Origin of the sequence: Rhodococcus sp. IEGM 1241 (genome assembly GCF_033142365.1) — a bacterium.
GTDB classification, from domain to species: domain Bacteria; phylum Actinomycetota; class Actinomycetes; order Mycobacteriales; family Mycobacteriaceae; genus Rhodococcus_F; species Rhodococcus_F erythropolis.
The window spans coordinates 523791-541827 of record NZ_JAWLSE010000006.1 but is presented as its reverse complement, the minus strand read 5'-3'; the positions used below and the strand labels follow the sequence as shown (position 1 = coordinate 541827).

Below are 18037 nucleotides of genomic sequence, written 5' to 3'. Positions count from 1 at the left end.
GATAACACTAGCCAGTGACTCGGTGCTCGTAGCGCTAAACCCCCAGCTCAGGCGGGTTTGTCGCCTTCGACTGTTCAGGGACGTTCGTCAGGCTGCTGCGGGTCATTCGCCGGATCGTTGGGAGTAAATGCACATGCAGGGACGGCTTCTGTAGAGATTGTCCACATAGGTTGGGCTCGGTGGTGCTTCTACTGTGGCTTGAGTCACTTCGTAGATAGCAACGCTGACCTTTTCCGAGGAGTACCCCTGCCATGACCTCCACCGATAGCACCACCACTGACGGTGGGGTTTCGCCGAGCGAGATCGAATCTCGCGTGGTGAAGAAGGTAGCGCGCCGGCTGATTCCCTTCCTGATCCTGCTCTATTTCGTGAACTATCTGGATCGTACGAACATCGCCTTCGCGAAGCTCACCATGAGCGCCGACCTCGGGATGACCGAGACGATGTTCGGCCTCGCCTCCGGACTCTTCTTTGTCGGCTATCTGTTGTTCGAGGTGCCGAGCAACCTGGCCCTGCACCGCTTCGGCGCCCGGCTGTGGATCGCGCGCATCATGCTCACCTGGGGCATCCTCGCCGCTGCGCTGGCATTCGTGCCCAACGTGGGCAGCCTCTATTTCCTCCGCATTCTGCTGGGAATCGCCGAGGCCGGCTTCTTCCCCGGAGTTCTTCTCTACCTGACCTTCTGGTTCCCGAAGAAGTACCGCGTACGCCTGATGGGCTTGTTCCTGCTGACGCTTCCGCTCTCGTCGGCGCTCGGTGCCCCGCTCTCGGCCGCCATCATCCAGTACGGCGACGGCCTGTTCGGGTTGGCCGGATGGCGCGTGATGTACCTGATCGAGGGTCTGCCCGCCGTGATCTTGGCGTTTGTCGTCTGGTTCTACCTCACCGACCGTCCCGCCGACGCGAAGTGGTTGACCCTCGAGGAGCGCACCTGGCTGATGAAGTCCATGGCCGACGAGGAGAAAGAACTCGGCGACGCCGGTCACCAGTCCGCCGGCAAGACCCTGCGCGATCCCCGCGTCATCGGTTTCGGTCTGGTCTACTTCGGAATCACCTACGGCCTTTACGCTTTGAGCTTCTTCCTGCCCAGCATCGTCGCGGGATTCAAGCAGACGTTCAACACCGATTTCTCGCTCGTCGAGACAGGCCTGATCGTGGCCGTCCCCTACGCGATCGGCGCTGTCGCGATGGTGCTGTGGAGCCGCCATTCCGACAAGACCGGTGAACGGATGTGGCACGTTGCAGCCCCGACGCTCCTGGGTGCGGTATCCATTCCGATTGCGCTGTACCTGGATTCACCGTTCACCGTCATGATTGCGGTCTCGCTCACCGCCGTCGGCGTGCTCTGTGCGCTCCCCGTCTTCTGGTACCTGCCCACCACGTTCCTGACGGGTGCCAGTGCGGCCGCGGGCATCGCCATGATCAACTCGATCGGCAACGCGTCGGGCTTCGGTGCTCCGTACCTCACCGGCTGGCTCACCGATGTGACCGGAAATGCCAAGGCAGGCCTGTGGGTGGTAGGCGCCGTGATGCTCTGTGCCGCAATTCTTGTGGTGGCACTGGCCAAGCGATCGAGCAAGCCCGCTCAGATCTGACCGAGTTTCCCCGCACTGGCACGCAGCCGGATCAGGAGCGCAAGATCGAGCGCCTGGTCCGGCTGACGCCACTGTGTGCCGATCAACCGGTCGATCGATTCGAGACGTTGATACAGAGTGTTGGCGTGAATCGCGAGCGCGGCGGCGGTCGCAGAATGCTTGCAATTGTGTGACAGGTACGACGCGAGGGTGTCCAAGAGCGGAACGCCGCGTCGTTGCTCCTCCTCGAGGAGAGGACCGAGGGACCGCAGCGTCAGCGCTTCGAGTTCTTCGCGGCCGGTGCGGCTGAGGAGAATTCGGTAAATGCCGAGGGAACTTGCCGGTTCCACGTGGGAGGCCCGCCCGAGAGTCTCGAGGACGTCGACGGTGTGTTGTGCCTCGACATAGGCTCGCGCCAGACCTTCCGCTCCCACCGCAGGATCGGCGATTCCCACTGTCGGGTTCTCCGCCGGCTGCACCCACGCCGCCGCAACCTCTACTGGTGACATTCCCGGAATCAGAGCGATGACCCGTGAACCATGCTCGGCAACAACAGTTCCTGACGGGAATGCAATTTCCTCGATACTGCGACGCGTACGGTCTACGGCGTCGGCCGGGCGGGCCACCACGACGGTGTACGAGCGGTCGGGGTTGAGTCCGGCCAGGCGGAACTGACCGGTGACTTCGGCCGGCGTCGGCGCTGGCCTGGTGATCAGATCGACCAGAAATGCGTCGCGTGCTCGGCGAGTGGCTTCCCTGGCCGCCCGTTCGCCTACCAGGGCAAGCGCAATGGCCGGGGCTGACCTTTCGAGTGCCAATCTCATGGCGGCGGTGGGTTCATGACGCGAGAGTAGGAACAGAACTCCGAGTTGATCACCGGCACTGCGCACTTCGGTGGCGAACAGGAACTGCTCACCGACGATGAGCGTCACCTCCTGCTCGCGTCGGTCAGCGGCAAAGATGTCGAAGACCCGGTTGACGCTCTCGCTCACCCGTTGCAGTCCCGGTGGGATCTCCGACGTTCCGGTCACGAAGAACACCGGTGAACCCGTCGACGCGGAGGTTTCTTCCACGAGTTCGCGAACACCGCCGCCGCGCAGGACAACTTGTGTGAGCGATCGGTCCCAGGTCAGTGTCTGTTCGAGAAGTGCTGTGCGCTTGGCAAGTTCGGTGTTCGCTGCATTCACTTCTGCAACCGTCGCGCGATAGCGTTCGAGAGAGCGGGCATTCTCGATGGCTACCGAGGCATGAGCTGCGAGGGCGGACAGCAACGCAACTTCCTCGTTGCCGAATCGGCGCTCCTGACGCTTGCACGCGCACAGGGCACCCAGGATCTTGCCGTTCAATGTCAGCGGCACGGCCAACAGGCCGCGCATGTTCTCGGCTCGCGCTGCGTCGTCGGCGGGCCCGATGTGTGCAAACGAGGGATCGTTGCGGTAGTCGGGAGACCAAGCAGGAGAAGAATTCTCGACCACACGACCGATGAGGCCTTCTCGGAACGGAACCGTGAGGCCGAGCAGTTGCGAGGTGTACGCCCCGCTGGTGACTTCGATGATCAGGATGTCGTCGTGGATCAGTGCGAGGTACGAAAGATCCACGCCGAGTAGCCGTTTGGCCTGGTCCACGATCTCCTGCAGAAGGGCGTGGTGATCGTGCATCGTGGTCAGCAGCGACGCGATGTCGTTGAGTGCGCCCAGCTCGGTGGCACGTTGTCGGCGCTGAGCCAGGAGACTACGCAGTTGGAGTGCGGATCGGGCTTCTCGCTCGATTTCGGCAGCGGCCTCGGGGGCTGACCCGGCGGCCAACTGATCGCGGTGTTCGATCAGTTCCTCGGTGGATGCCTCGGCCAGGAGAAGCTGTAGCCAGTTCTCGTGCATCCGCACTCCCTTGTCAGGCCAACTTGTCAGGCCAACGATGAGTATGGAGAGAATGTCCATACGGTTTCCGGTTTCTCGGAGTAAATCTACATGGGGTGGTGTAGCCGCCGTCACTATCGTGGAGGCATGACACTCCTCGAGGCGCTCGGCTCGCAGATCGATGCGGATCGACTGATCACCGACCCCGACATCATGGCGAGCTACATCCACGACGACGCCGAGTGGGCTCCCTACGAGATGCCCGTAGCCGTGGTCCGCCCGCGCACAGCCGAGCAGGTACAGACAGTTGTGCAGGCGTGCATCGCCCACGGTGCGCCCGTCGTCACGCGCGGCGCCGGCACCGGTCTGTCGGGTGGAGCCAACGCAGTCGCCGGCGGCGTCGTGATCGCCTTCGACGCGATGAACGCCATCAAGGAGATCAACACCCTCGAGCGTTTGGCCGTGGTCGAACCCGGGGTAGTCAACGATCACCTCCGCGACGCGTGCGCCGAGCACGGCCTCTGGTATCCGCCCGATCCGGCGAGCGCACCCTGGTCGACGATCGGCGGCAACGTCGCGACCAATGCCGGGGGCCTGTGTTGCGTCAAGTACGGCGTCACCAAGGACTACGTGCTGGGCATGCAGGTGGTTACCGGAACCGGTGAGCTGGTTCGGCTCGGGCGTCGAACTGCCAAGGGAGTGGCTGGGTTTGATCTCTCGGCACTCATGGTCGGCTCCGAAGGCACTCTCGGGGTGATCACCGAGGTGACCGTCAAGCTTCGTCCTCAGCGCGATCCCGAGCGCACCATCGTCGGATACTTCGACTCCATCGTTGCTGCGGGCAAGGCAGTCGAAGCCGTCGCGGCAGACGGGCTCACGCCGTCGGCCCTCGAGCTGATCGATCGACAGTGCCTGCTTGCCGTCGACGCCTGGAAGAACATGGGCCTCTCGGCCGACGCCGAGGTGGTTCTGCTCGGCCGCATCGACACACCGGGTGAGATCGGCGACGCCGAAGCCGAGCGAATGTTGGCCTGTTTCAACCGTTCCGGGGCAACCTGGAGCGCCAGATCCACCGACCAGGAGGAAGCCGACGCCCTGTTCTCCGCCCGGCGTCTGGCGTACCCCGCCCTCGAGCGGCTCGGCCCGGTGCTCACCGAGGACATCTGTGTCCCCAAGGCAGCGGTCCCGGAGATGCTGGCACGGATCGAGGCCATCTCGGCCCGGCACGACACGCACATCGCGAACATCGCGCACGCGGGTGACGGCAACCTGCATCCGCTGCTGATCACACCACACGACGACGAAGCGGCGCGGAGGCGTGCTCAGGCAGCTTTTGCCGAGATCATCGACAATGCCCTCGAGTTGGGCGGAACCGTCACCGGTGAACACGGCGTCGGCCTACTGAAGATGGGTGGCCTGGCACAGGAACTGTCACCGGCCGTCGTCGCGATGCATCATGCAATCAAGGGCGCACTCGACCCTCACGGAATCATGAACCCCGGCAAGGTGATTTGAAAGGCCGGGTGATCTGAAAGGCTGGCTCCGTAACCGAATCGGTTTCCGGAGTTACGCCGTCGAAATGACGAGTTCCTACGCTTGAGTTGAACCGTTTGGCGAACTCGACGTATGGAGTGATGAATGTTCTCTTCCGATTTGACGCTGGCAAGTGTTGTTCCGCGGCGCGTGGACACGGTCGAGGCCGTCCGGGCGGCAATCGCGCTGGACGGCGCCGCGGTCTTCGGTGGGCTGCACACCGAGGAAGATGCCATTGCATTCGCGTCGAAGTTGCTCGGTGAGAAGTGCATTCGCGTCGGCCGCCAGTTCGAGGCGAGCGCCAGAAGTCAGGATGCCGAAGCCGCTGTCGTCGACACGCAACCGGTGGATGAACGCGGCCGCAAGCGCTCGTTCGGTATCTCCGGCGAGCGGATGACCGCCCACAACGACGGCTTCGCTTTCGGCGATTACGCTCCCGATTACCTGTTTCTGTGGTGCAAGCGCCCGGCGTACCCGAGTGGCGGTGACTCGTTTCTTATCGACGCGGTCAAACTGACGCGATTGCTCGCCTTCGATCCCGCAACAGCGGAGCTGGCCGAATTCTGTTGGAGCACAGACATCGACCATTCGGAACCGAACTTCCCGCAGAGCACATTTGCGCCGATCGCCCGGAGGGTGCCGAGTGGACGCAACCAGGTTCGGTACCACCCGTACCTCGCGCCGATCGCCGGCGAATCGGAAGAAGCGCAGTGGCCGCTGGTGAAGCAATGGAGTGAGGCCGTGATTCACGTGCGAGACAGCGGGCCGATGTTCCGTGCCGAAGCCGGCGAGATGATCTGCATCGACAACTACCGGGTGCTTCACGGCCGCGACGGGTACACCGACCCCGGCCGCGAGCTGTACTCGATCTGGGGATGGTCGAGCGACGCCGTCGCGGTGCCGCAGCAGGCTCTCGACATCGTGCAGCCGGACCTCGCGGCACTGGCCATGTAACCCGCGCTTACTTCTCGGGCGGCACCAAACCGTGGACGGTAAGCACGTCCAGGACGTCCTCCGGCGTCGTACCGAGATCCCAGCGTCCGAAGATCAACAGCTTCTCCGTGTCGGTGGGCCGGTCGACGATGTCGATCTCGAGCATCGGGACGCGTCGACCCAGACGCGGGTAGCGGACGAGACGCACGCGGTCGATCTGTTCGCGGGTGAACGTGTGGCGGGCGCGCAATCGCTGCACCGCGATCGACTTGGTTCCTGCGTTGTCGATCACCGCTAGCCGGGGGCGCTGACGCAGGGCGAGGCCGCCCATCACGAACAGCCCGATCACCGCGAGGGCGAGCAGGAAGCGTCCGGCAGGCTCCGTGGGCGCGATTATCGAGGCGATCGCGAGGGCAATTCCGCCGCCGAACATCGCGTAGACAACACCCATCGGAGTGGCCCACGAGACGACCTCGGTGGCGTTGTCACGAGGCTGTGGATGAAATTCATCCTCGAGCATGTGGATAACTTCCTAGGTTGTCCACAGGAGTTATCCACAATGGGGATGAATGACACCCATGTAATTGAGAGACGGTCACGATCCGAGCCGAATCAGATAATCGCTGGTCAGCGCCATCTCATGGTCATCACAAGGCCCACAACCATGAAGCCGAAGCCGACGAGGAAGTTATAGTTTCCCAAGTCGTTCATCCACGTGATCGAATCCGCGGCCAAGTAGTACACAATCAGCCACGCCAGGCCGAGAAGCATGAATCCGAGCATCACGGAGACGTACAACGTGCTCGACGGACCCATCTTCACCTTCACCGGAGTGCGGTTTGCTGGGTTGACTGTGTAGTCGTTCTTCTTACGGACCTTCGACTTGGGCATGGCGTCCTCGCTCTACGGTGTGACCTGCATGTGTTACCTACACGCTAACGTAGCTGTGTCCAGTTGGTCACCGGCCGACCTGCACAATCCGGGAGGAGCCACGTGTCTTCGGGTGAATCTTCACGAACTGTCTGGCACATCGGTGTACTTGCCGTCTGCCTGGTAGCCGGTCTGATGGTTGCCACGGCGCAGAGATCCGCCGAGGAAAACCAGCTTCAGGTCACCGAAAGCACCAGGCTCTCCGATCTGGTCCGCAGCGCCCAGGCCAATGCCGAAAAAGTTTCGGCCGACCGGGACGAACTTGCCGCTCAGCTCGATTCGTTGCAGGAAGACGCCGCTCGGTCCGACGCCGGCGTGGCCGCCGCTCTCGGTGACATCAAGAACATCTCCGCCGACGCGGGACTGACGGAGATGACCGGCCCCGGCGTCGTGGTCACCATGACGGACGCCCCGCGCAACGCCGAAGGCAAGTATCCGGTCGACGCCACCCCGGACGACCTCGTCGTGCATCAGCAGGACGTCCAGAGCGTGCTGAACGCACTGTGGGCCGGCGGGGCCGAAGCGGTGGGCATGCAGGACCAACGGATCATCAGTACGTCGGCGCCGCGGTGCATCGGAAACACCCTCCTTCTTCACGGCCGTACATACAGCCCGCCGTACGTGATGAGTGCGATCGGCGACGTCGCGCGCCTCGAGGCGGCACTCGCTGCCGAACCGGGCATTCGGATCTACAAGCAGTACGCGACCCGCTTCGGCCTCGGGTACACGCAGGCGACGCCGTCGCAGATCACGGTCCCCGCCTATACCGGCGGATAGCACGGGCGTTTACCCTGCTCTCATGAGGATTCTCGTCGTCGACAACTACGACAGCTTTGTGTTCAACCTGGTGCAGTACCTCGGCCAGCTCGGAACCGAAGCCGTGGTCTGGCGCAACGACGATCCACAACTGACGGCAGACCTCGAGGGTGCAGTAGCGCAGTTCGACGGCATTCTCCTGAGCCCTGGCCCCGGAACTCCGCAGCGCGCGGGAGCGACGATGGATCTGGTGAAGGTCTGCGCCGACACCAAGACCCCGCTGCTCGGCGTCTGCCTCGGACATCAGGCGATCGGTGCGGCTTTCGGCGGAACCGTCGACCGCGCGCCCGAACTGCTTCACGGCAAGACGAGTCTGGTTCACCACAAGGACGTCGGCGTCCTGGCCGGGTTGCCCGATCCGTTCACCGCTACCCGCTACCACTCGCTGACGGTTCTCGAGGACACCATTCCCGAGGAACTCGAGGTGACCGCACACACCGAGAGCGGCGTCGTGATGGCGATGCGTCACCGCGAACTGCCGATTCACGGCGTCCAGTTCCACCCGGAGTCCGTCCTCACCCAGGGTGGGCACCGGATGCTCGCGAACTGGCTCGCAGTCTGCGGTGAGGCGCCTCCGGAAGGACTCGTCGCAGCCCTCGAGGCCGAGGTCGCGTCGGCGCTCGGTGGCGCATTGCCCGCAATTCTCTGACACCTGTCCACAAAAAAGTGCCTCCCGGAAATCTCCGGGAGGCACTTTTTCACTTTGCTAGCGGCCGGGGATTCCGAGCGCTCCGACGCTGACGGTGATGACTGCGTCCTTGGAGATCTCCGAGCCCGGAGGCTGCGTCTGCGAGACGATCTTGCCCACCATTTCCGGGGTGAGCGTCGTGCTCTGGTTCTGCACCAGCTGCGATGCAGTTCCCGCCCAGCCGGCTGCGCGAAGCGTGGTCAACGCCTCGGACACCGTCTTGTTGGTCAGATCAGGCATCGCGACCTGGTTGCCGTTGGACACTCGCAGCGTCACGGTCGAACCCTTGGTGGCCGACGTGCCGCCGGTCGGGTCGGTCGAAACGACCTGTCCCTTCGGCAGTCCCGAATCGATCTCCGTGATCTGGACGACGAACCCGGCACCTTCGATGTTGGGCCTCGCCACCTCTTCACGCTGACCGGTCACATCCGGGACCCGAACCTGCTCCGGACCGGTGCCGACAGTGATCGAGACCGCGGAATCGAGAACAACCGACACTCCGACGGCCGGATCCTGATTGACGATCTTGTCGACCTCGGCAATGGTCGACGCGGCCTTGCCGATTGTCGGATCGAGTCGGAGTCCGACGGAGTTGAGCTTCTTCTCGGCGTCGTCCTGGCTCAGCCCGGTCAGGCGTGGGATCGCGACCTGCTCGGGGCCGGTGGACACGTCGATGGTGACGGTGCTGCCCTTCTCGATGCGCACCCCGGCAACCGGACGCGTCGTGATGACGTTTCCGGCGGCGATCACCTTGTCCGTCTTCTGCTGACGCTCCACCTGGAATCCGGCGTTGGTCAGCGTCGCCTCGGCGACATCAGCGGGCTGGTTGGTGAGGTCACCCGGAACGGTCACCATCTCGACCTTCGGCGAGTTCACCCGAATGAGGAAGAACGTCACCAGTCCGATCACCAGAAGCGCCGCGATGCCCATCAGGGCGTAGCGTCCGCCCTTCTTCTTGGCAGGCGGCTCGGCAGCGCGAGTTGTCCGTGCAGGAACCGGCTCGACCGGATCAGGAGCAGTGCGGTAGTTCCCGGTGTCGGAGCCGACGGCGCCGAGGATGGTGGTGCGGTCCTCGTCGTTCATCACCATCGGCGCACTCGGACGCTGACCGCCCAGGACGCGTACCAAGTCGCTGCGCATGTCGCCGGCGCTCTGGTAGCGGTTGGCCGGGTTCTTGCTCATCGCCTTGAGAATGATCGAATCCAGCTCGCGCGGAATGTCGGGATTGATCTCCGACGGCGTCTGCGGATCCTCACGAACATGCTGGTACGCCACGGCGACCGGTGAATCACCCTTGAACGGCGGCTCGCCCGTCAGAATCTCGAACAGCACACAACCGAGTGAGTAGACGTCCGAACGTGCGTCCACCTGCTCACCTCGCGCCTGCTCCGGCGAGAGGTACTGAGCGGTGCCGATCACGGCGGCCGTCTGCGTCATCGGGCTCGACGCGTCGGAAATGGCACGGGCGATACCGAAGTCCATCACCTTCACGGCGCCGGCACGGTTGATCATGATGTTGGCGGGCTTGACGTCGCGGTGCACGATGCCGTTGCGGTGGCTGAAGTCCAAAGCGGCGCACACGTCCGCGATCACTTCCATCGCCTTGCGCGGAGTCATCGGCCCGGTGCTGCGCACGATGTCACGCAACGTGTCGCCGTCGACGTACTCCATGACGATGTACGGCAGCGGCCCGGCGTCGGTCTCGGCTTCACCGGTGTCGTAGACGGCCACGATCGCCGGATGGTTCAGCGCGGCAGCGTTCTGCGCCTCACGACGGAACCGCAAGTAGAACGTGGGATCGCGCGCGAGGTCTGCACGCAGCACCTTGATCGCGACGTCGCGGCTGAGTCGGAGGTCGCGCGCCAGGTGAACCTCGGACATTCCGCCGAAGCCGAGAATCTCACCCAGCTCGTAGCGGGAGGAGAGATTGCGGGGTGTCGTCATTGGTCTTGTCCTAGCGGTTCTTCAGCGTCTCCGGGATCCGCCAACGGCTCAGTGGTCGTTGTGGTCGTCGTTGTCGTCGTGGTGGTGGTTGTGGTCGTCGGAGTTGTTGTTGTCGTGGTCGGAGTTGTCGTTGTGGTTGTCGGCTCGGTCGTGGTTGTCGTCGGCCGAGTCGTCGTTGTTGTCGGCTCGGTGGTCGTTGTCGTCGGCCGAGTCGTCGTGGTGGTGGGCTTGGTCGTCGTGGTGGTCGGCAACGTCGTGGACGTGACGACGGGCGGCGTCGGGTCGCTGGGACCGTCGGTCGCGATCCAGACTCCGCCGATGATCAACGCCAACAAGATCAATCCGCCGCCGGCCCATGCCACGGCCTTCTGCCCACTGGTCATTCCGCCGGCTGCCGCGTCGTCCGCAACAGCTGCGCCCGTCACCGGGCCCGCGTACGTCGGCGGCATGACCTGCGTGGCACCCGTCGCCGGCAACGCGCTCGCGGCACCGGTGGCGAGCAGGCCGGGCGGCGGTGGACGCCTTCCTGCCCGAACGGCTGCAACGGCGTCGGCGAACTCGCCGCCACTGGCGTAGCGGCCGGCCGGATCCTTGGTCAACGTGATGTCGATGAGCTCGCGGATGTTCGGCGGCAGGTCGGCCGGCATCGGCGCCGGGGTTTCCTGCACGTGCTTCATCGCGACGGTCAGCGCGCCGTCACCGGTGAACGGGCGTCGACCCGAAAGTGCTTCGTATCCGACGATTCCCAACGAGTACACGTCACTCGCCGCGGTCGCGTCCTGACCGAGAGCCTGCTCGGGCGCGATGTACTGGGCGGTGCCCATCACCATTCCCGTACGCGTGACAGGCGAGTTCTCGACGGCCTTGGCGATGCCGAAGTCCGTGATCTTCACCTGGCCCGTCGGCGTGATGAGGATGTTGCCCGGCTTCACGTCGCGGTGCACGACACCGGCGTCGTGTGCGACCTGCAGGGCGCGGCCGGTCTGCTCGAGCATGTCGAGGGCATGCGGAACCGCCAGGCGGCCGACGCGTGCCAGGACGGCGTTGAGCGGTTCACCGTTGACGAGTTCCATCACCAGGTACGCCGTGGAATCGCCCGAGCTGTCACGGGTCTCGCCGTAGTCGTAGATTCCGGCGATACCGGGATGGTTGAGCTGTGCGGTGGTGCGGGCCTCGAAGCGGAAGCGCTCCAAGAACTCCGGATCGGAAGAGAACTCGGACTTGAGTACCTTGACGGCGACGCGACGGTTGAGCCGGGAGTCCGTGGCTTCCCACACCTGACCCATCCCACCGGTGGCGATGAGACGGATCAATCGGTAACGATCGGCGATCAAAGCGCCGTTGTTCAACGCCACGGTTCAGCCCCCTTGGATTCCGGCTGCGATGACTGCACGACCGATCGGCGCAGCAACCGAGCCACCGGTAGCGGCAAGTCCGCGGTCACCACCGTTCTCGACGATGACGGCCACGGCGACCGTCGGATTCTGCGCCGGTGCAAAAGCGATGTACCAGGCGTGCGGCGGAGTTTCCCGCGGGTTCACGCCGTGCTCGGCGGTACCGGTCTTGGACGCGATCTGAACGCCGGGGATCTTGCCGTCGCCGCCGGTGAAGTTCTCCGAGCCGATCATCAGATCGGTCAGCGTTGCCGCCACTGCCGGCGAGATCGCCTGACCCATCGACACCGGTGACGGCGTACTGAGATCGGTCAGATCCGGTGCCTGCAACTGGGAGATCAGGTTGGGCTGCATCCGCACACCACCGTTGGCGACGGTCGCGGCGATCACTGCGTTCTCGAGCGGGGTCACCGCGACGTCGCGCTGGCCGATGCTGGTCTGGCCGAGAGCCGCGTCGTCGGAGATGTCGCCGACGGTGCTGTCCGCAACCGGCAGCGGGATCGCTGGAGTGTTGGGCCCGATGCCGAAGGCGCTGGCCTCGTCCTTGATGGCGTCAGCGCCGTCCTTGATGCCCAGTTCGACGAAAGCCGTGTTGCACGAGCGCGCAAACGCGTCACGCAACGACGCCGTCGGGTTGGGGCCGCAGGTGCTGCCGTTGTAGTTCTCGAGGGTCGTGCTGGTGCCGGGCAGCGTGATCTGCGGAGCCGCGGTCAGCTGGTCGTCCGGCGTCGCACCGTTGCCAAGAGCTGCGGCCGTGGTGAGCACCTTGAACGTCGAGCCGGGCGGGTAGGTCTGCGAGATCGCTCGGTTGACCAACGGATCGTTGGGATCGGCATTGAGCTCGTCCCACGCCTTCGTGGTTTCGGCGCCGTCGTGGCTGGCGAGGAGGTTCGGGTCGTAGCTCGGAGTGCTGACCATCGTCAGGATGCGTCCGGTGCTCGGCTCGATCGCGACGACGGAGCCGGTGTAACCCTTGCTGGTCAGCTGGTCGTACGCCACCTGCTGCATGGCCGGATTGAGCGTCGTGACGACGTTGCCGCCGCGCGGATCGCGTCCGGACACCAGGTCGAAGAAGCGCTGACTGAACAACCGGTTGTCCGAGCCGTTGAGAATCGGATCCTCGGTGCGCTCGAGGCCGGCGCTGCCGTACTGCATCGAGTAGAAGCCCGTGACCGGTGCGTACGGGTACGGATTCGGATACTCGCGCAGGTACTTGTACCGGTCGTCGGTGGCGCGGGAGGCGGCAAGCACCTGACCGGAAGCCGAGATCTGACCTCGCTGGCGTGAGTACTCGTCGAGCAGCACCCGCGAGTTGCGCGGGTCGGCTCGCAGGTCGTCAGCTTTGATGACCTGTACGTACGTGGCGTTGGCGAGGAGCGCGACGACCATCACCATGACGGCCATCGCGACGCGGCGCAGTGGAGTGTTCATACGCGCGGCATCATCTCGGTATTGGCGTCAGCGATTGGGGGCGGACCTTTCTTCTTCGTCACTACCGGCGCACGAGCCGCGTCCGAGATCCGGACGAGGATGGCCAGCAGTAGATAATTCGCGAGCAGCGACGAGCCGCCGTACGACATGAACGGTGTTGTCAGACCAGTCAGCGGGATCAGCTTGGTGACGCCGCCGACGACGACGAAGATCTGGATCGCGATGGTGAACGACAGACCGGCGGCCAGCAGCTTGCCGAAGCTGTCGCGCACTGCCAACGCCGTACGCAGGCCGCGCACGATGAGAAGCAGGAACAGCATCAGCACAGCGGCCAGGCCGATCAAACCGAGCTCTTCGCCGATGGTCGCGATGATGAAGTCCGTCTTCGCGAACGGCACCTGGTTGGGGCGGCCGCTACCCAGACCCGTTCCGGCGATACCACCGGTGGCCAGGCCGAACAGCGATTGCGAGATCTGATAACCGGTGTTGGCGTAGTCGCCGAGCGGGTCCAGCCAGGTGTCGACGCGCACGCGCACGTGTCCGAACATCTTGTAGGCGAAGAAGAATCCGATGGCGAGCAGTCCGCCGCCGATCACCAGCCAGCCCACACGTTCGGTCGCGATGTAGAGCATCACCAGCACGGTGCTGAAAAGCAGCAGCGACGTACCGAGGTCGGTTTCGAAGACGAGCACGCCCACCGAGACGATCCAGGCGAGCAGGATCGGGCCCAGGTCGCGGGCACGCGGAAAGTCCATGCCCAGGAAGTGTTTACCGGCCGAGGTGAACAGGTCGCGCTTCGCGACGAGCACGGACGCGAAGAAGATGATGAGCAGGATCTTCGCGAACTCACCTGGCTGAATGCTGAATCCGGGCAGGCGAATCCAGATTTTTGCGCCGTTCACGCTCGAGAACTTCGCCGGCAGGATCGCAGGAATCGCCAGGAACACCAGGCCCGCGAGGCCGAGCGTGTAGCTGAACCGCGCCATCAGGCGGTAGTCCTTCAAGAACACGAGCAGCAACACGAAACCGGTGATCGCCAGTGCAGTCCACATGACCTGCTGGTTCGCATCCGGTGACGGTGCCTCGACGCCGTTGTAGAGCGCAGTCTGCTCGTCGGCGAGGTCGAGTCGGTGGATGAGCACCAACCCGAGGCCGTTGAGCAGGGCGACGATCGGCAGCAGCAGCGGATCGGCGTACGGCGCATACCGCCGAATTGCCAAGTGCGCGATCAGGAACAAGCCCGTGTACGCAAGCGCGTACTTGGCCAGATCGAGAGTGATCTTCTGTTCCTGGCTCGCCTCGACGAGCAGAAGCGAGACCGTCGTGATGATGACGGCAAAGCCCAGGAGCAGCAGCTCCACGTTTCGGCGGGTCGACTGGACCGGCGCCGGGGCAAAACCTCCGGGCGGACTCGGAAAAGCCGTCCCCGCAGCTGCGTTGGACGACATCAGTTGACCGTCCTGCAAGTCTGACCGGGAATGTCGGTCGGCGTAGGCGCAGTCGTGGGTGCTGCCGTAGTCGGCGTGGCCGGCTCAGCGGGCGGCGCAGGAGCCGGAGTGGTCTCCGGTGCAGGCGGGGGAGTGGGCGCGGCCGTCGTCGTCGGAACCGGCTCACAACGAGGAAGCAGATCGCCGCCGATGAGACGGATCATCTGGCTCTGCGCATCTTCACGCTTGCCGGACGGCAGCCCGGCGCGCACCTGCTCCTGCGCAGACGGCTGCAGATCCGTCACCTCGAGGATGTTGCAGTTGCTGGGAATCGCGTCGGGGGAGACGAGAGTGAGGACGTCGTCGTCGCCGACGCAACCCACCAGATCCGCGTCTTGCAGCGAGTAGCCGAGCACCGAACCGGGGATTCCGCGCAGCACCGTCACGCGGCCGTTGTCTTCGCCGACGTAGTAGTTGTTGCGGATGACGGCGCGGCCGATCACGGCGCCGACGCCGACGAGTGCGATCAGCACCACGGCGAGGACCACCCACCACAACCGGTTCCGCTTCTTCTTCGGTTCCGGTTCGGGTTGGGAGACAACTCGCTTGGGCGTCGCGCGCGGCGGACGCATGGCAGCGGCGCGGCCGGCAGCGGTGTTGGGGGGAGGGGCGTCCTCTTCCTCTTCCGTCGACGCGGCGCCCGCGACGATGGGATGTGACTGGCCGTAGTCGAGGTCGATGACATCGGCGACGACGACGGTGACGTTGTCGGGACCACCGCTGCGCAGCGCCAATTCGATGAGACGGTCGGCGCACTGCTCCTGCGAGCCTTCGCGCATCGTGTTCTCGATGGTCTCGTCGCTGACCACGTCGGAGAGGCCGTCGGAGCAGAGCAGGTAGCGATCGCCGGCGCGGGCTTCGCGCACGGTGAGCGTCGGCTCGATCTCGTTGCCTGTCAACGCCCGCATGATCAGGGATCGCTGCGGGTGAGTGTGTGCCTGTTCGGCGGTGATCCTGCCCTCGTCAACCAGTGACTGAACGAACGTGTCGTCGCGGGTGATCTGCGTCAGGTGGTCGTCGCGCAGCAGGTAGGCGCGCGAGTCGCCGATGTGCACGAGGCCGAGCTTGCTGCCCGAGAAGAGGATCGCGGTGAGCGTGGTGCCCATGCCGTCGAGTTCGGGTTCTTCCTCGACGTGATCGGCGATGGAATCGTTGCCCTCGCGGGTGGCTGCCTCGAGCTTGCCGAGCAGATCCTCGCCGGGCTCGTCGTCGTCGAGATGCGCCAGGGCGGCAATCATCAACTGCGACGCGACCTCACCGGCCGCGTGTCCGCCCATACCGTCGGCCAAGGCCAGCAGGCGTGCACCGGCGTACACGGAATCTTCGTTGTTGGAGCGCACGAGACCGCGGTCGCTGCGCGCCGCGTAGCGGAGAACAAGGGTCACGGGCGTAGCTCGATTACCGTCTTGCCGACGCGAACCGGGGTGCCCAGCGGGACGCGCACCGCAGTGGTGACCTTGGCGCGGTCCAGATAGGTGCCATTGGTCGAACCGAGATCCTCGACGTACCAATCAGCTCCGCGCTGCGAGAGCCGCGCATGGCGCGTCGACGCGTAATCGTCCGTGAGAACGAGCGTCGAATCATCAGCGCGACCGATCATCACCGGCTGAGAGCCCAGGGTGATGCGGGTGCCGGCGAGGGCGCCCTGCGTGACCACCAGGTACCGAGGCACCTTCGCCTTGCCCAGCGAGGGCAGGACCTTTCCGGCGCGGGTGTACCGCGGCGGAACCCTGACCCCGGAGCCGGCATAGATGTCGGAGCGGAGAGTGCGGAGGACTGCCCAGACGAACAGCCACAGTAGGAGCAGGAAGCCCGCCCGTGTGAGTTGCAGAATCAGGCCCTGCACGGCTGTCCACCTCCTTCTATGGCTCGAGCCCCGCCGCAGCGGGGTTCGAGCATTGTCGACTGGCAGCATCATAGGGGGCTCTGGGCCCCGAAGATCACGATACTGACAGCCGCGTGACGGCGGCGCGCCGACGGACCGCCGAATGTTCGATTGTTATCGGAAAAATCCTGGCGTCCGTTTCTCAGCTCAGAGAATGCGAACCAGAATCTCCGAGTGACCTGCACGAATGATGTCGCCGTCTGCCAGCTGCCAGTCCTGGACCGGTGCTCCGTTGACGGTGGTGCCGTTCGTGGATCCCAAATCGGACAGCATCGCGGTGCGGCCGTCCCAACGGATGTCGATGTGGCGACGTGAGACGCCGGTGTCCGGGAGGCGGAACTGAGCTTCCTGGCCGCGGCCGATGACATTGCTGCCGTCGCGAAGCTGGAAGTGGCGTCCGCTGCCGTCCTCGAGCTGCAGGGTTGCCGTCAGGCTCTGGGCCGTCGGTGCGTAACCGCCCTGCGGCTGGGCGTAACCCTGCTGCGGGTAGGCCTGCGTCTGCTCGAAGTTGCCGCCCTGTTCGTAGCCGGCCTGCTCGTACGGCTGCTGTGTGTACGCCTGCTGGTCGTAGCCGCCCTGCTGGTAGCTCTGCTGGTCGTAGCCCGGCTGATCGTAGGACTGTCCGTTGTAGGGCTGCTGGTAACCCTGCTGGTCGTAGCCGCCCTGCTGGTAGCCCTGCTGGTCGTACCCACCCTGGTACGCCTGCTGGCCGTAGCCCTGCTGGTCGTACGGCTGCTGCTGGTAACCCTGCTGGTCGTAGCCGCCGCCCTGCTGGTCATAGCTCTGCTGGTCGTAGCCGGCCTGCTCGTACGGCTGCTGCTGGTTCGGGTACGCCTGCTGGTCGTAGCCACCCTGCTGCTGGTTGTAGCCCTGCTGGTCGTCGCCCGTGCGGTAACCGTCGCCGCGGTCGTAACCGTTCTGGTACGGCGCTTCCTGGCCCTGCGGAGCGGCGTAACCGCCGTCGTCGTGGGAGTACCCGTTCCGTGCCGGCTGCTGCGGTTCGGGCTGGCGACCCGCCGGTTCGCGGCTTGGTTCGTAGCCTGAGTTCTGCGTCATGGGGCCGGCTCCTGGTTGTGACGGGACTGGATTGGAAACAGGGGGAACAATCGGTGCGGGTCGCTGAGGCGGCCGTTGTGGAGGCCGCGACGAAACCTGCGGAACATGCGACGGCGGCGATGCCTGCTCGGCGTCACCATCCGGGTCGACGGTTCCGCGGGTGCGGAACTGACCGGTGTGGAGCGTAGGCGAAGGCTCGAAAGTGACCGAGATGTCGCCGTACGTCTGCCAACCCTGATCGCGGATGAAATCCTGCAGGTGTCGGCTGAAAGCTTTGGTAGTCAGTTCGCGATCAGCTGCCAACTCTTCGTGATCGGAGTTGTTGATGGTGATCACGTAGTTGTTGGGGGCGAGAAGGATTCCGCCGCCGAGGTGCTCGACGCGGTCACGTGCCTCCTGCTGGAGCGCCGCCTCTACTTCCTGCGGCACAACACCACCACCGAAGACCCGCGCGAATGCGTCGCCGACAGCTCCTTGGAGCTTTCGTTCGAATCGCTGCACGATGCCCAT

General features: G+C 64.5%; 15 protein-coding genes. 5 read left to right on the top strand and 10 right to left on the bottom strand.

Annotated elements, in window-relative coordinates; genetic code table 11:
- Positions 1 to 251: 251 nt before the first annotated feature.
- Positions 252 to 1595, top strand: a complete 1344-nt coding sequence (locus R4P70_RS26600; protein WP_317832595.1) for an MFS transporter — start codon at positions 252 to 254, stop codon at positions 1593 to 1595.
- Here the strand turns inward: R4P70_RS26600 and R4P70_RS26595 are convergent.
- Positions 1586 to 3451 (bottom strand): helix-turn-helix domain-containing protein, encoded by a 1866-nt coding sequence (locus R4P70_RS26595; RefSeq protein ID WP_317832593.1) that lies wholly within the window; start codon positions 3449 to 3451, stop codon positions 1586 to 1588. The genes R4P70_RS26600 and R4P70_RS26595 overlap by 10 nt on opposite strands.
- A gap of 126 nt (positions 3452 to 3577) precedes the next feature.
- On the opposite strand from R4P70_RS26595, the gene R4P70_RS26590 reads away from it, so the two are divergent.
- Both R4P70_RS26590 and R4P70_RS26585 read left to right on the top strand, forming a co-directional pair.
- Positions 3578 to 4945, top strand: a complete 1368-nt coding sequence (locus R4P70_RS26590) for an FAD-binding oxidoreductase (RefSeq protein ID WP_024487653.1) — start codon at positions 3578 to 3580, stop codon at positions 4943 to 4945.
- Between the two features lie 123 nt (positions 4946 to 5068).
- A complete protein-coding gene (locus tag R4P70_RS26585) occupies positions 5069 to 5917 on the top strand; it encodes a TauD/TfdA family dioxygenase (RefSeq protein ID WP_020905622.1) in 849 nt (282 codons plus the stop codon).
- Positions 5918 to 5924: 7 nt separating this feature from the next.
- On the opposite strand, the gene R4P70_RS26580 is transcribed toward R4P70_RS26585, so the two are convergent.
- Positions 5925 to 6416: a PH domain-containing protein gene (locus R4P70_RS26580; RefSeq protein ID WP_020905623.1), complete on the bottom strand. Its 492-nt coding sequence runs from the start codon at positions 6414 to 6416 to the stop codon at positions 5925 to 5927.
- 107 nt (positions 6417 to 6523) lie between these two features.
- The gene (gene crgA, locus R4P70_RS26575; RefSeq protein ID WP_019746229.1) at positions 6524 to 6787 is read right to left on the bottom strand and encodes a cell division protein CrgA; all 264 of its coding nucleotides are present in this window, start codon (positions 6785 to 6787) and stop codon (positions 6524 to 6526) included.
- A 102-nt stretch (positions 6788 to 6889) separates the two neighbouring features.
- Here crgA and R4P70_RS26570 point away from each other — a divergent pair, with 102 nt between their 5' ends.
- Together R4P70_RS26570 and R4P70_RS26565 are read left to right on the top strand one after the other, a co-directional pair.
- Entirely contained in the window at positions 6890 to 7603 is a 714-nt protein-coding gene (locus R4P70_RS26570) for a DUF881 domain-containing protein (RefSeq protein ID WP_020905624.1), read from the top strand.
- 22 nt (positions 7604 to 7625) lie between these two features.
- Complete coding sequence (locus R4P70_RS26565) at positions 7626 to 8291, top strand: aminodeoxychorismate/anthranilate synthase component II (RefSeq protein WP_003942537.1); 666 nt, start codon at positions 7626 to 7628, stop codon at positions 8289 to 8291.
- A 57-nt stretch (positions 8292 to 8348) separates the two neighbouring features.
- On the opposite strand, the gene pknB is transcribed toward R4P70_RS26565, so the two are convergent.
- The 7 genes from pknB to R4P70_RS26530 all read right to left on the bottom strand — a co-directional run bounded on the left by pknB (position 8349) and on the right by R4P70_RS26530 (position 18037).
- On the bottom strand, positions 8349 to 10274 hold the full coding sequence (gene pknB / locus R4P70_RS26560; protein WP_019746231.1) for a Stk1 family PASTA domain-containing Ser/Thr kinase: 1926 nt from the start codon (positions 10272 to 10274) through the stop codon (positions 8349 to 8351).
- The gene (locus tag R4P70_RS26555; protein ID WP_019746232.1) at positions 10271 to 11629 is read right to left on the bottom strand and encodes a protein kinase domain-containing protein; all 1359 of its coding nucleotides are present in this window, start codon (positions 11627 to 11629) and stop codon (positions 10271 to 10273) included. The genes pknB and R4P70_RS26555 overlap by 4 nt, the downstream gene beginning before the upstream one ends.
- A gap of 3 nt (positions 11630 to 11632) precedes the next feature.
- Positions 11633 to 13099: a peptidoglycan D,D-transpeptidase FtsI family protein gene (locus R4P70_RS26550; protein ID WP_007735774.1), complete on the bottom strand. Its 1467-nt coding sequence runs from the start codon at positions 13097 to 13099 to the stop codon at positions 11633 to 11635.
- Positions 13096 to 14547, bottom strand: a complete 1452-nt coding sequence (locus R4P70_RS26545; protein WP_003943414.1) for an FtsW/RodA/SpoVE family cell cycle protein — start codon at positions 14545 to 14547, stop codon at positions 13096 to 13098. The genes R4P70_RS26550 and R4P70_RS26545 overlap by 4 nt, the downstream gene beginning before the upstream one ends.
- Positions 14547 to 15971, bottom strand: coding sequence for a PP2C family protein-serine/threonine phosphatase (locus R4P70_RS26540; protein WP_317832588.1), 1425 nt, complete (start codon positions 15969 to 15971; stop codon positions 14547 to 14549). The genes R4P70_RS26545 and R4P70_RS26540 overlap by 1 nt, the downstream gene beginning before the upstream one ends.
- Positions 15968 to 16432: an FHA domain-containing protein FhaB gene (locus R4P70_RS26535; RefSeq protein WP_003943418.1), complete on the bottom strand. Its 465-nt coding sequence runs from the start codon at positions 16430 to 16432 to the stop codon at positions 15968 to 15970. The genes R4P70_RS26540 and R4P70_RS26535 overlap by 4 nt, the downstream gene beginning before the upstream one ends.
- A 186-nt stretch (positions 16433 to 16618) precedes the next feature.
- Positions 16619 to 18037 carry a DUF3662 and FHA domain-containing protein gene (locus R4P70_RS26530; RefSeq protein WP_021332622.1) on the bottom strand — a complete coding sequence of 473 codons (1419 nt, stop codon included), beginning with the start codon at positions 18035 to 18037 and terminating at the stop codon, positions 16619 to 16621.

Bases quoted from the DNA above. Each gene is read 5' to 3' on its own strand.
- R4P70_RS26600 (WP_317832595.1), top strand. From the start codon at position 252: ATGACCTCCACCGATAGCACCACCACTGACGGTGGGGTTTCGCCGAGC.
- R4P70_RS26595 (WP_317832593.1), bottom strand. From the start codon at position 3,451: ATGCACGAGAACTGGCTACAGCTTCTCCTGGCCGAGGCATCCACCGAG.
- R4P70_RS26590 (WP_024487653.1), top strand. From the start codon at position 3,578: ATGACACTCCTCGAGGCGCTCGGCTCGCAGATCGATGCGGATCGACTG.
- R4P70_RS26585 (WP_020905622.1), top strand. From the start codon at position 5,069: ATGTTCTCTTCCGATTTGACGCTGGCAAGTGTTGTTCCGCGGCGCGTG.
- R4P70_RS26580 (WP_020905623.1), bottom strand. From the start codon at position 6,416: ATGCTCGAGGATGAATTTCATCCACAGCCTCGTGACAACGCCACCGAG.
- crgA (WP_019746229.1), bottom strand. From the start codon at position 6,787: ATGCCCAAGTCGAAGGTCCGTAAGAAGAACGACTACACAGTCAACCCA.
- R4P70_RS26565 (WP_003942537.1), top strand. From the start codon at position 7,626: ATGAGGATTCTCGTCGTCGACAACTACGACAGCTTTGTGTTCAACCTG.
- pknB (WP_019746231.1), bottom strand. From the start codon at position 10,274: ATGACGACACCCCGCAATCTCTCCTCCCGCTACGAGCTGGGTGAGATT.
- R4P70_RS26550 (WP_007735774.1), bottom strand. From the start codon at position 13,099: ATGAACACTCCACTGCGCCGCGTCGCGATGGCCGTCATGGTGATGGTC.
- R4P70_RS26545 (WP_003943414.1), bottom strand. From the start codon at position 14,547: ATGTCGTCCAACGCAGCTGCGGGGACGGCTTTTCCGAGTCCGCCCGGA.
- R4P70_RS26530 (WP_021332622.1), bottom strand. From the start codon at position 18,037: ATGGGCATCGTGCAGCGATTCGAACGAAAGCTCCAAGGAGCTGTCGGC.